Annotated in this window: 13 protein-coding genes; 2 read left to right on the forward strand and 11 right to left on the reverse strand. The window is 42.8% G+C overall.

Annotation, left to right across the window (positions count from 1 at the left end; translation table 11 throughout):
- Positions 1 to 151 precede the first annotated feature (151 nt).
- The 11 genes from J8N69_RS05440 to J8N69_RS05490 form a co-directional block, all read right to left on the reverse strand.
- The gene (locus J8N69_RS05440) at positions 152 to 1,405 is read right to left on the reverse strand and encodes a glycosyltransferase family 61 protein (protein ID WP_168827233.1); all 1,254 of its coding nucleotides are present in this window, start codon (positions 1,403 to 1,405) and stop codon (positions 152 to 154) included.
- Positions 1,402 to 2,508, reverse strand: a complete 1,107-nt coding sequence (locus J8N69_RS05445) for a DegT/DnrJ/EryC1/StrS family aminotransferase (protein ID WP_168827230.1) — start codon at positions 2,506 to 2,508, stop codon at positions 1,402 to 1,404. Before J8N69_RS05445 ends, J8N69_RS05440 begins: the two co-directional genes overlap by 4 nt.
- Positions 2,505 to 2,966: an acyltransferase gene (locus J8N69_RS05450; RefSeq protein ID WP_168827229.1), complete on the reverse strand. Its 462-nt coding sequence runs from the start codon at positions 2,964 to 2,966 to the stop codon at positions 2,505 to 2,507. The genes J8N69_RS05445 and J8N69_RS05450 overlap by 4 nt, the downstream gene beginning before the upstream one ends.
- On the reverse strand, positions 2,963 to 3,364 hold the full coding sequence (locus J8N69_RS05455; RefSeq protein WP_168827228.1) for a sugar 3,4-ketoisomerase: 402 nt from the start codon (positions 3,362 to 3,364) through the stop codon (positions 2,963 to 2,965). The genes J8N69_RS05450 and J8N69_RS05455 overlap by 4 nt, the downstream gene beginning before the upstream one ends.
- Positions 3,361 to 4,242, reverse strand: coding sequence for a glucose-1-phosphate thymidylyltransferase RfbA (gene rfbA, locus J8N69_RS05460; protein ID WP_168827227.1), 882 nt, complete (start codon positions 4,240 to 4,242; stop codon positions 3,361 to 3,363). The genes J8N69_RS05455 and rfbA overlap by 4 nt, the downstream gene beginning before the upstream one ends.
- A complete protein-coding gene (rfbB, locus tag J8N69_RS05465; protein ID WP_168827226.1) occupies positions 4,239 to 5,306 on the reverse strand; it encodes a dTDP-glucose 4,6-dehydratase in 1,068 nt (355 codons plus the stop codon). Before rfbB ends, rfbA begins: the two co-directional genes overlap by 4 nt.
- 232 nt (positions 5,307 to 5,538) lie before the next feature.
- Entirely contained in the window at positions 5,539 to 5,859 is a 321-nt protein-coding gene (locus J8N69_RS05470; protein ID WP_110576621.1) for a MarR family EPS-associated transcriptional regulator, read from the reverse strand.
- A gap of 392 nt (positions 5,860 to 6,251) precedes the next feature.
- The gene (locus tag J8N69_RS05475; RefSeq protein ID WP_269751564.1) at positions 6,252 to 7,196 is read right to left on the reverse strand and encodes a Fic family protein; all 945 of its coding nucleotides are present in this window, start codon (positions 7,194 to 7,196) and stop codon (positions 6,252 to 6,254) included.
- Between the two features lie 187 nt (positions 7,197 to 7,383).
- Positions 7,384 to 7,566: a hypothetical protein gene (locus tag J8N69_RS05480; RefSeq protein WP_168827224.1), complete on the reverse strand. Its 183-nt coding sequence runs from the start codon at positions 7,564 to 7,566 to the stop codon at positions 7,384 to 7,386.
- Between the two features lie 56 nt (positions 7,567 to 7,622).
- A complete protein-coding gene (locus tag J8N69_RS05485) occupies positions 7,623 to 8,114 on the reverse strand; it encodes a hypothetical protein (RefSeq protein WP_168827223.1) in 492 nt (163 codons plus the stop codon).
- Positions 8,111 to 8,410, reverse strand: coding sequence for a nucleotidyltransferase domain-containing protein (locus J8N69_RS05490; RefSeq protein WP_168827222.1), 300 nt, complete (start codon positions 8,408 to 8,410; stop codon positions 8,111 to 8,113). The genes J8N69_RS05485 and J8N69_RS05490 overlap by 4 nt, the downstream gene beginning before the upstream one ends.
- Before the next feature lie 494 nt (positions 8,411 to 8,904).
- On the opposite strand from J8N69_RS05490, the gene J8N69_RS05495 reads away from it, so the two are divergent.
- Entirely contained in the window at positions 8,905 to 10,341 is a 1,437-nt protein-coding gene (locus J8N69_RS05495) for an MBL fold metallo-hydrolase RNA specificity domain-containing protein (RefSeq protein WP_168827220.1), read from the forward strand.
- A 555-nt stretch (positions 10,342 to 10,896) separates the two neighbouring features.
- Positions 10,897 to 12,053 (forward strand): IS3 family transposase gene (locus tag J8N69_RS05500; RefSeq protein WP_168827682.1). Its coding sequence is split into 2 segments (ribosomal slippage): positions 10,897 to 11,167 and positions 11,167 to 12,053, totalling 1,158 coding nucleotides; the frame shifts between segments, so codons are not numbered across the junction.
- The last annotated feature ends 294 nt before the right edge of the window (positions 12,054 to 12,347 follow it).

Raw genomic sequence — 12,347 nt, forward strand, 5'->3', positions numbered from 1 at the left:
CGCTAAATGAAAAATTAACTATTATTACTCTCAATTGAAATCAAAAAATACAGCCTATTCGAAGTTTGTTACATCTATAGATGTCTTTTAGAAATCAATCTAACTATCGAAAACTAAATTTATTATTTTCGCATTACTTGATCATCAATTCCTATATTAAATTTAATATTTTATTTATATCAACTGTATAATCAGCCTGAATATCTTCATTATTGCTCGATTCACATTTAAAAAACTTAAGATCACATCCATAATATTTAGCAATAGTTGAATAACATGAAAAGTCACTCGCATTATCGCTCAACCAACTCAGACCTATAGTACCTTTATTCACATAAATCAGATTAGTCCATCCTGCACCTGATGCACCAACCAGATAGTCAACATTTTGAAATAGATATACCTGCTGAAAAAATGAGAGGTCTTCTAAAAAAACTGGAAAAAAATCTTTTTTAACTAATATTTCTAACACTTCATTTTGGTTATATTTTCTCACTGATCCTTCTTTTCGACAAAGGAATACTTTTTTATATTTTATTTTATCAGCCTCACTATCTAGGAACGACAAATATTCTGCACTATTCAATATCGACTCTCGCAAAAAGTCTACACTTTCTCTATCTATAAAAAAAAAGTTCTTTTTAAAATCAGCACCATGCGCGACATTAAAAACAACATTTGAAGGTGATGTAATCGTGTACAATTCGTTAACCAAAGCTAGGCGATTTTCATTTAAATATATAATCTCATACCTTTCCTTTAAAATAACTGAGACCATCATAGAGAAGCTTTCAATTTTCTTTGCATACTCAGGTAGAATTATTGTTATTTTTTCTTTGTTTAGAGCTGATTCAAGAAAATATTTTAACTTGGTTACTATCTCAATCGTCCAATGATAATAATTCCATGAACCGTTTCCACCTATAAATAAAGCTCTTTCAATTTCAACAACTTTAAAACCCGTTTTAATTATTGAAAAAAAACTATTATGGCAGCTTATATGACCTGTTGAATAATTGCATTGATCTACATGAATGTGAGGCAATCTCTCCAAAACTACAGCGTCTTTTAAGACAATATGAGAACTTTTAGCATGAACATAACCTGTCTTCAGCTTATATAAATTTACATCTGGCATCTCAACACTGAATTTATTTTCCACCGTATAACAAGGTTCATAAGCATCTGTTGAACTACTCTGTTTAAGCGTTTCTATTGTGCTTAGAGTATCAAGCCACACTATAGGTCTAACATTTCTTGCAACCACTTTCCTAATGAATAAACTACTACTTTCATTAGCTTTAAAAATTAAAGCATTATATTTTCTACTCGTTTTTTTCTTAATCGAAATCAGTGAATTCCATTTCTCTTTAGGCAAATATTTTTTTAGTATTTTTTTTATCATTGAAAAAAATTCACTATTATTTTGACCTGCTCATTACACATTACCGGACTAATCGGCAAGCTGAGTATTTTTTGATGGATACTTTCTGTTATTGGATACTCACTGCTATTCCACGCTTTATAGGCATTTTGCTTATGAGGCGGTATTGGGTAGTGTATCAGTGTTTGTATGCCTGCTTCGGTAAGCTGTTTTTGTAGCTTGTCGCGTTCTTTTGTTTGTATGACGAATAAATGAAAAGCGTGGTTGGCTAGGCTTTCTAGGGTTGAATCTGGACTTATTGGTAATTTTATCGTTGGGTTGGTGATGCCTTTTGCGTAGGCGATAGCGACTTCACGGCGACGTTGTGTTTCTGTATCTAGATGGCGAAGCTTTACTCTCAACATGGCGGCTTGCATTTCATCTAGTCGGCTGTTTACACCTTGGTAGAGGTTTTCGTATTTTTTATGGCTGCCGTAGTTGCCTAGTGCTCGTATCGTCTGTGCGAGTTCATCGTCACTGGTCGTAATAGCACCTGCGTCACCTAACGCACCGAGGTTTTTACCTGGATAAAAACTAAAGCCACTGGCATGGCCCCAATTACCTGCTTTTATTCCATTAATACTGGCGCCATGGGCTTGCGCTGAGTCTTCTAATACTAATAAATTATGACGGCTAGCAATGTCCATAATGGCGGGCATGTCTGCCAGCTGGCCGTACAAATGCACGGGTAAAATAACTCGTGTTTTTTCTGTAACAGCAGCTTCTGCATTAATGGGGCAAATATTATAAGTCGCCATGTCTGGCTCAACCAATACTGGAATTAAGCGATTTTCGGTGATAGCAAGAATGCTAGCGATATAAGTATTCGCAGGTACGATGACTTCATCACCCTCTTTTAGTTTACCCATTTCCTTCCATGCACGCAGTGTCAGAGTTAAAGCATCCAAACCGTTCGCTACACCAATACAGAGTTTAGTACCGCAATACTCTGCAAACTCTTGTTCAAAGGCTTTTACTTCTGTGCCTTGAACGTACCAGCCCGAATCAATAACACGCGTCGCCGCTTCTACCAGTTCATCTCGATACTGGGCATTAATTGCTTTAAGATCTAAAAATGGGATCATTTCGTATACCTAATTATTTTTGCAGGGTTACCAACAACAACAGCGTAATCTGGAACGTCTTTTGTTACTACTGAACCAGCGCCAATCATAGCTTCAATACCAATCGTAACACCTGGTAATATTGTGGCATTAGCACCAATACTTGACCCTCTTTTTAAAGTTATCCCTAGAAACTTCTCTGGATATACTTTAGAGCGCGGCATTAAATCATTCGTAAAAGTGGCATTTGGACCAATAAATACATCATCCTCTATAAGAGTCCCATCCCATAGAAATACACCTGATTTAATAGTTACGTTATTACCAATTACAACATCTCCCTCAATTAGGGCATGGGCACATACGTTACAATTTCTTCCAATTTTTGCACCTTTTAAGATGACCACAAACTGCCATATTTTTGTATTCTCACCAATGACGCTTGATGCAACATCTGCAAGTGGATGAATGTAACTCATGATTTAGTTTTCTCTTTAAATTCGGCGTAGTCACGAATGTAGTCGCTTTCATCGTAGTGCTTGCTAGCTAACACTAAAAGCACGCAGTCTTCGCTAAAATCATGCATTTCTCGCCATACCATGTCTTCGATTAAAATGCCTTTTGTGGCCGAATCCAACCACACTTCTTCACGATGCTTACCATCATCTAAAACCATACGGCATCGACCTGTCACACAAACCGCTACTTGTTTTAGCTGCTTATGCGCATGAAAACCACGAGCAACACCTTGCTGAGTACCAAATATGTAGTACACGCGTTTAATATCAAATGGAATGGATTGCTGGCTCTCTAACGCGACTAATGAACCACGATCATCACCTAAAGGTGGGAAACTGATTAATTGAATTAAACTCACTCGCTTTCCTTAATAATTTCCAACAAATACTGGCCATAACTGTTTTTTTGTAGCGGTTTAGCTAGCATTTTAAGCTCTTCTTTTTTAAACCAACCTTGATAAAAAGCGATCTCTTCTAAACAGGCGATTTTATAGCCTTGGCGCTTTTCGATGGTTTCGACAAACTGTGCCGCCTCTAATAAGCTTTCGTGGGTGCCCGTATCTAACCAAGCAAAACCACGACCTAGCATTTCGACATTCAGCTTATTCTGCTTTAGGTACATTTCGTTCAGGCAAGTAATTTCTAGCTCACCACGTTCAGATGGCTGCACTTGTTTGGCCAACTGTACGACCGAGTTATCGTAAAAATACAACCCAGTCACTGCAAAATGCGATTTCGGTTTAGTAGGTTTCTCTTCAATCGAAATGGCTTTTTTATTCGCATCAAACTCCACAACGCCAAAACGCTCAGGGTCTTTTACCTGATAGCCAAACACCGTCGCACCCTGACCATTTTTCGCGTTTTCAACCGCGTGTTTTAGCTTAGGGGTAAAGCCTTGGCCGTAGAAAATATTATCCCCTAAGACCAAACATACATCATCGCTGCCTATAAAGTCTTCACCTAGAATAAAGGCTTGGGCAAGCCCGTCAGGACTGGGCTGCACCACGTAACTCAATTCAATACCAAATTTCGAGCCGTCACCTAAAAGTCGCTGAAAACTACTTTGGTCCTCCGGTGTAGTAATGATGAGAATTTCTCGAATTCCCGCCAGCATTAAAACTGAAATGGGGTAATACACCATTGGCTTATCGTAAACAGGTAACAACTGCTTAGACACACCTATTGTAATAGGATAAAGCCGAGTACCTGAGCCACCCGCTAACACTATGCCTTTCATTGGTTGTTTACCCCTAAGCGTTCCATCGAGTAAGAACCGTCTAACACACGGCTCCACCAGTTTTCATTGGCGAGATACCATTGCACGGTTTTGCGCAGCCCTGTTTCAAAGGTTTCTGCTGGTGTCCAGCCTAGTGTTTTTTCAATTTTACTGGCGTCAATGGCGTAGCGAACATCGTGGCCTGGGCGGTCTGTTACATAGGTAATCAAATCATGATATTGAGCGACACCGGCTGGTTTGTTCGGTACTAGCTCTTCTAACAAGCGGCAAATAGTCTTTACGACATCTATGTTGGCTTTTTCATTGTGGCCGCCAATGTTGTAGGTCTCACCTACTTCGCCTTCTGTGACGACTTTGTATAAGGCACGAGCGTGGTCTTCTACATACAGCCAATCGCGTATTTGCAAGCCATTGCCATAAACTGGTAATGGCTTACCTTTTAAGGCATTTAAGATCACTAAAGGAATCAATTTTTCTGGAAAGTGATAAGGCCCGTAGTTGTTAGAGCAATTGGTCACGATTGTCGGGAAGCCATAGGTTCTCCGCCATGCCCGTACCAAATGATCTGAACTTGCCTTACTGGCTGAATATGGGGAGCTTGGCGCATAGGCAGTGTCTTCGGTAAATAAGTCTTCTGGCCCCTCTAAATCGCCATACACTTCATCGGTTGAAATATGATGAAAACGGAAAGCACTTTTACGATCTGATTCTAGTCCTAACCAAAACTGACGACTGGCTTCTAACAGTGTGTAAGTACCAATAATATTGGTTTCAATAAAGGCTGCTGGGCCGTCTATTGAACGATCAACATGACTTTCTGCCGCTAAATGCATCACAGCGTCTGGTTGGTGTGTTTCGAAAACACTATCTAGCGCTGTCCTATCGCAAATATCCACCTGCTCAAAAGCATAACGATCTGACTTGTCCACATTCGCAAGGCTTTCAAGGTTCCCCGCGTAAGTCAGCTTATCGACATTCACCACACTGTCTTGGGTGTTTTGGATAATATGGCGGATCACTGCAGAACCAATAAAACCCGCACCGCCAGTTACTAGAATTTTCATTTAGTTGTTTCCATATTCTTTGAAATCTTGTGGTTTATTACTCGTTCATTTTTACCGTCAGACGCCTCGTGCGTCAGATAACGCCTCGTTCCTCGTCTCATCCTTCAACGCCGGATTACATCTTCGTTCCTCGATTCATCCGGCCTACGGGCTGCATTTCTATTTCAACGATAATGGCTAATCGTCAGATCACGCCTCGTTCCTCGTCTCATCTGACCTACGGTTTTGTCGCTTACGTTTTTACTTCTTTGCGCAGTTGTTCTATTTCTTGTTCTAGAGCTTCGTATTCGGCGATTTTTCTTTGTAAAAAGCGCTGTGTTAGGGTGACTTTTTCTTCTATGCCTTTTGGGGTAAGTAGGTATAAGTAACCGGTTTTGTTGGCGCTGTTTTTAAAGTTGTCTGCTTTTATTGAGCCTTTTTCAATGAGGGCCTTTAGGCAAAAATTGGCTTTGCCTAGGCTTATGCCCAGTCGTTTGGCGAGCTCACGCTGGCTGAGGTCTGGGTCTTGTTGCAGTTCTTTTAGAATTTTGTAGCGGTATTCGTCCGTTAGCATGTTTGCACCTTGGCGATGCGTGTTAACAAAGAGAAATAGGCACGGAAAGAAGTGGTGTTTTGTGGTGTGAGTAAGCTTTCCATGCGTTTGCCTCGTTTGATATTGATCGTTGTGTTTATAAATAAAAGAGCTATTGACCCCATCCTAACCTTCCCCTTGGAAGTGATAAGGGGAAGGGACAAATATATGCTCTGTTCAATTGGTGAACGATGATAATTTAAGAAGGGGAATTATGCAAATAATGTTTTTGAAAATTGTTTGTAAAGTGGACGTTTTTTACACGTTTTGGTTATATGGATAGAAACGAAATTCGTTTTACGTTTTGGTTGATGCGGTAAATTGGGCGATGATGGTTTGTTTTCGTCGACCGTTATCCGGTGTTGGTGTATTTATTATCGTAGAACGATCCAGGTACCATTACGTTTTGATCCTTGGTATTCAAGTTTGCCTTCTTTTTTTAGCTTAGCTACGGCTCTTTCAACGGCACTCAATGAACGATCTATATGGATTGCGACATCTGCAAGCGCAAGACTCGGCGATATTTCAAGGATATCAAGAATCTGGTCGGTTGTTTTTACCCGCGTTTTAACCTGCGTTTTTACCCGCGTTTTTTGTTCCACTGACATTGCTTCATTTAATGAATCGCTCATCGCGGTCAGAAGGAACTCTATGAATTGAGTGCTATCACACCGAGCATCGGCTTCTCTCAATGTTTGGTAGTACTTTTCTTGACGCGCTTTAATAACAGTCTCTACAGGTAAAAAGGCGAGCAAGGGGTGCCATTCAGTCAAAATAAGCGTTTGCCAGAAACGCCCCATCCGTCCATTGCCATCGCTAAACGGGTGAATAAATTCAAATTCGTAGTGAAAGGCCGCTGACGCAATGAGCGGGTGGGCATCGGTTGATTCTAGCCAAGCCAATAGTTGTATCATTAATCGCGGAATCTGATTGGCTGGCGGGGCCATATGTACCAGTTTTTCACCGCGATATATGCCAGCGCCACCATTTCGCCACTGTCCCGCGTCACTAATCAGCCCTTTCATCATAAGGCCATGCGCCTGAAGCAGATCATCGCCATTCGTCGATGACCACTCCCCCATAGATTCATAAACGGCAAACGCATTATGAACCTCTTGGATTTCTTTCGGCGATCCAAACACAGATTTTCCGTTTACTAATGCAGTGACTTGCTCAACGGATAAGGTATTTTGTTCAACAGCCAAGGATGCTTGAATAGTACGTATACGGTTCGCTTTTCTAAGCTGCGGTACCAGCTCATTTTTATTCACTGCGGTCCATTTACCTATTTTCTCTGAAATATCAGACACTAGGTTCATCATAGTGTGAGTAAGTAGAAATGGCGGCGAATACGGCATGAAATGTTAAAAACCTGTTTTTTGACAGCGAATGAAAAGTTCAGCCTTTGATGCTAAACCTTATTTGATTAACAAACAACGAAAGACCGGATCCTACCCTAACCTTCTTCTGAATGTCAGATAAGCCTCGTGCCTCGTCTTATCTGACCTACGTGTGGTTGGTGTGGATCATATGATTGGTGATTTCGTGATGTTTTTGTAGGCCGGATGAGGGATGTTGTGTAGAGTTGGTTTGTATTGTGTTTTGTAGGGCATCATGAGCGAAGTGTAATGTGCCGTTGGTGGTTTCGTTTACGTCACGTTCATCTTCTACCGTCACTTTCATTTTCAAGTAAAGCGCCTCGTACCTCGCCTCATCTGACCTACGGGTGGGTTGGTTAGGTTTTCTCAGCGGCCTATTCCTCTGCTGCTAAGATCGGTGTTGATAGCGTCTGCAACTCCCATTAAAAAACCTAAATTGCCATGGGCAGTTTGCAATGCGTCCACCAGTAGATTCAAATCTTCAATGTATTCATGAATCATTTGATTTCTCAACTGTCGCAGTTCTAGCCATAATTCAACTGAAGGCAATACACCAATTTTTTCTGCTTTATCTAAATTATCAATCGCGACGTTTGTCTTTTCTTCTAATATATCTAGCCATGCTGGTAGAAATTTATCACCTAGCGTGTCCTGCAAACGGCAAAATCGACTAATGAAAGCCTCTAGCTGCTCAGCAAGCTCTTCGTTACTGTTCAGCTGTTCGGCTAATTCAAGTGTAAACGGCTGATGAAATATTTTAGATGCCGAATAGTTTAAATGGTGAATTTCTCTGTCAACCACTCGTTGCAAAAACATTACCCTTTCTAGCTTATCAACGGCATTATTTTTTGACTTCATAATAAAACCCCCTTGTTCTGCGCTATCTGGTGTATTGGTAAACTTTTTAAATTAGGCGCAGACAATAAGACATCCACTTTACGGCCTTGAAACAATCTAATGAGACGTGCACTTATTTTTGATGACAATACAGCAGGATGTTCAATCACATTATTTAGAGTAATCAGCAAGTCTATGTCTCCACCTTTTTTAGTATCATCAACACGAGAACCAAATAAGGTCACTTTTGCGTCTTCGCCAGCGAGCATGGCAACCACTTGCTTTATTGTTTGCACCTGATTGTCTGTTAATCTCATTTTGACTACTCCGTCGCTGATTTTAATCGATAGTACGTCTTATTCATTGCCGATATTTTTATAAAGAAGCGTTTTCATGTCTTTTCAGATTACACCTCATACCTCTTCAAAACTGCGATTTTTTCGTGTCAATCAACATACCAAGCCCCTTTTCAGTTTCTTGAAAATAAGTATACCTATGTTAACAAAATAATCATTTCCTCTTTTTGACTCGGTCCTTTGCGATTTCGCTTTCGTACATGCTGTTTTCGTAGGCCGGATGAGGGAGGCACGACCGTTATCCGGCGATGAAGGATGAGGGAAGCACGACCGTTATCCGGCGATGAAGGATGAGGGAGGCACGACCGTTATCCGGCGATGAAGGATGAGGGAGGCACGACCGTTATCCGGCGATGAAGGATGAGGGAGGCACGACCGTTATCCGGCGTTGGATGGTTGTCGTTGGGTGTTGTTGTGGGGTAAGGTTATTTTTTGTCTGTTGCAGAGGGATTTGTATGTTGGATGTTAAGCATCATGGTGCGGTGCAGGGTGTGACTGGGTCTTGCCATGAGTTGTTTGTGGATGGTGACAATTCGGTTTTGGTGGATTGCGGTTTGTTTCAGGGGGCGGAGACGTCTGGATCTGGGGCAGATTCGAATAGTTTAGAAATAGACTTTGATCTTTCTGCTGTGCAGGCGTTGGTTATTACTCACGTTCATATCGATCACGTTGGGCGTTTGCCGTATTTGTTGGCAGCGGGGGTTACTGGGCCGATTTATTGCTCTAAGCCGAGTGCGGCTTTGTTGCCTTTGGTGATTGAAGACGCACTAAAAGTCGGAGTCACGCGCAATGCCAGTATTATTGAGGCGTGTTTAGATCGCTTGGCATCGCAATTGGTGCCGTTGGAATACAAAGAATGGACGAGTATTCCGCTTGCAGGGAAAGGTTCTAGCGTTCAGTTACGTTTGTGCCGTGCGGGGCATATTTTGGGCTCGGCGTATGTGACGTTTCGGGTGAAAAATGCCGAGATAAAATCAAAAGGCAAAGCCTATCACGATGTGGTGTTTTCTGGGGATTTGGGGGCGCCCTATTCGCCTTTATTGCCCGCGCCACAATCTCCTTATCGAGCTGATCAATTGGTTATTGAAAGTACCTATGGTGATCGCAACCATGAAAACCGATCCACTCGACGCCAGCGTTTGCAGAGTAGCTTAGAACACGCGTTGAGCGATTCGGGCACAGTACTTATTCCAGCGTTTAGCATTGGCCGTACGCAGGAATTGCTGTATGAGTTGGAACATATAATTCATCAGAACAAGCAGAAAACCGTGAGCCAAACGCGTTCAGGTGTGCCACTAAACTGGGAAGACATTGATATTATTATCGACTCCCCTCTCGCCAGTCGTTTTACTACTGTGTATCGATCGTTGAAAACCTATTGGGACGCAGAAGCCAAGCGTCGGGTTAATGCAGGCCGTCATCCATTGAGCTTTGAGCAAGTCACTACGATAGATGACCATGCCACCCATTTACAAACTGTCTCTTACCTACAGCGCCAAACTCGTCCTGCCATTGTTATCGCCGCTTCCGGCATGTGCGCCGGTGGGCGGATCGTAAATTATTTAAAAGCATTATTGGGCGATGAACGCAATGACGTGTTGTTTGTAGGTTATCAGGCGACAGGGACGCCAGGCCGGGACATTTTGAAGTATCACAATAAACCCAATGGGTATGTCATGTTCGATGGTGAGCGGTATGCCATTAACGCCAAGGTACAGCAAATAAGCGGGTATTCCGCCCATGCAGGGCAACGGGATTTATTAAACTTCATCAAACGCATGCGCGTCCGTCCGGAAAAAGTCCACCTAGTACACGGCGACGACCGCGCCAAGCAGACACTGAAAAGCATGATTGAACAAGAAAACCCCACATGCCACGTCATCGTACCGTAGAAATGTGTGGCTCACCGGATTTGGTCTAGTCCCTTCCCCTTTTCTCTTCCAAGGGGAAGGTTAGGATGGGGTTCAGGTCTTGTAACCCCCTCCCAGCCTCCCCCTTAAAGACACAAGGGGGAGGAGCAGAGCTGAGTTGTCTAGTCCCTTCCCCTTTTCTCTTCCAAGGGGAAGGTTAGGATGGGGTTCAGGTCTTGTAACCCCCTCCCAGCCTCCCCCTTAAAGACACAAGGGGGAGGTGCAGAGCTGAGTTGTCTAGTCCCTTCCCCTTTTCTCTTCCAAGGGGAAGGTTAGGATGGGGTTCAGGTCTTGTAACCTCCTCCCAGCCTCCCCCTTAAAGACACAAGGGGGAGGAGCAGAGCTGAGTTGTCTAGTCCCTTCCCCTTTTCTCTTCCAAGGGGAAGGTTAGGATGGGGTTCAGGTCTTGTAACCCCCTCCCAGCCTCCCCCTTAAAGACACAAGGGGGAGGAGCAGAGCTGAGTTGTCTAGTCCCTGTTGTGGTTGAATTAGCCGGACACTTCAATAAAGGATAATATCCAATTATTGAGGTGTAAAATGACTAAACGTACTAACAAACAATATCCAAACGATTTTAAGCAAGAAGCGGTGGCGCTGGTGATTGAGCAAGGTTACTCCGTTGTTGAGGCTGCCGCTTCACTGAATATCACTGACAAGCTACTTTATAACTGGGTAGCGAAGTTTAAACAACAAGATGAAGATTCAGAGTTGTCGAAGGATGAGCGGGCTGAACTCGTTCAGCTCAGAAAAGACAATAAGCGCTTGCTGATGGAGCGCGAAATATTAAAAAAGGCTTCAGCGTTTTTCGCAAAAGAAATGAAATAAAATATTCATTTCTCAAAAGTTTAGGTAAGCAGTACCCAGTTGCCATATCGTGTAAAGTGATGCGCGTTAGCAAATCTGCATACTATGCTTGGCGAAAACGTCCCGCGATAATTATCAGTGCACAAACACTGAATTTACATCGTAGGGCGAAGGCGCTTTTTGAAGATAGTCGAGGCAGTCTGGGTAGCCGAGAGCTTGCGAAAAAGCTTCGCAAAGAAGACTTTGATGTTAGCCGGCATCGTGTCATTGGCTTGATGAAACGATTGGGGTTAGTCGTTAAGCAGCGTATCGCTTACAAAGTCACCACAAAGCGCAAAGACAGTGATGCTGTAGCGGATAATTTATTGAACATGAATTTTAACCCGTTAGGCCCAAACCAGGTGTGGGCTGGGGATGTGTCATATTTAAAAACAGGCGAAGGCTGGCTATACCTTGCTATTGTAATGGATTTATTTGGTCGTCGCATAGTGGGTTGGCACACGTCAAAACGTATGACGACAGACTTAATTGAGCATGCATTTTTAAAAGCACATCGCTTACGACAGCCGCCAAAGGGCTTAGTGTTTCATAGCGACAGAGGCTCGCAATACACGAGTAAACACTTTAGAAGCCTATTAAAACGGCTTGATTGCCGCTCTAGCATGGGTGACGTCGGTGCGTGTTGGGATAATGCCGTGGTTGAAAGGTTCTTCGGCAGTTTAAAACATGATTGGTTGTTCAAGGTAGCACAACCAACAAGAGAGCATATGAAGCAAGATGTTGCGGCGTATGTGAAATATTACAATCTGGAGCGATTACATTCGTCGAATGGCGACCAATCACCCATTGAGTATGAAAACTCCTTTAGGAAAGTGTCCGGTTGGACTTGACCAGAACACCCTTCCCCTTTTCTCTTCCAAGGGGAAGGTTAGGATGGGGTTCAGGTCTTGTAACCCCCACCCAGCCTCCCCCTTAAAGACACAAGGGGGAGGAGCAGAGCTGAGTTGTCTAGTCCCTTCCCCTTTTCTCTTCCAAGGGGAAGGTTAGGATGGGGTTCAGGTCTTGTAACCCCCTCCCGGCCTCCCCCTTAAAGACACAAGGGGGAGGAGCAGAGCTGAGTTGTCTAGTCCCTGTTGTGGTTGAATTAGCCGGACACTTCAATAAAGGATAATATCCAATTATTG

Source organism: Marinomonas profundi, assembly GCF_020694005.1.
In the GTDB taxonomy this organism is placed as follows: domain Bacteria; phylum Pseudomonadota; class Gammaproteobacteria; order Pseudomonadales; family Marinomonadaceae; genus Marinomonas; species Marinomonas profundi.

Bases quoted from the DNA above. Each gene is read 5' to 3' on its own strand.
- J8N69_RS05440 (WP_168827233.1), bottom strand. From the start codon at position 1,405: ATGATAAAAAAAATACTAAAAAAATATTTGCCTAAAGAGAAATGGAAT.
- J8N69_RS05445 (WP_168827230.1), bottom strand. From the start codon at position 2,508: ATGATCCCATTTTTAGATCTTAAAGCAATTAATGCCCAGTATCGAGAT.
- J8N69_RS05450 (WP_168827229.1), bottom strand. From the start codon at position 2,966: ATGAGTTACATTCATCCACTTGCAGATGTTGCATCAAGCGTCATTGGT.
- rfbA (WP_168827227.1), bottom strand. From the start codon at position 4,242: ATGAAAGGCATAGTGTTAGCGGGTGGCTCAGGTACTCGGCTTTATCCT.
- rfbB (WP_168827226.1), bottom strand. From the start codon at position 5,306: ATGAAAATTCTAGTAACTGGCGGTGCGGGTTTTATTGGTTCTGCAGTG.
- J8N69_RS05470 (WP_110576621.1), bottom strand. From the start codon at position 5,859: ATGCTAACGGACGAATACCGCTACAAAATTCTAAAAGAACTGCAACAA.
- J8N69_RS05475 (WP_269751564.1), bottom strand. From the start codon at position 7,196: ATGAACCTAGTGTCTGATATTTCAGAGAAAATAGGTAAATGGACCGCA.
- J8N69_RS05485 (WP_168827223.1), bottom strand. From the start codon at position 8,114: ATGAAGTCAAAAAATAATGCCGTTGATAAGCTAGAAAGGGTAATGTTT.
- J8N69_RS05490 (WP_168827222.1), bottom strand. From the start codon at position 8,410: ATGAGATTAACAGACAATCAGGTGCAAACAATAAAGCAAGTGGTTGCC.
- J8N69_RS05495 (WP_168827220.1), top strand. From the start codon at position 8,905: ATGTTGGATGTTAAGCATCATGGTGCGGTGCAGGGTGTGACTGGGTCT.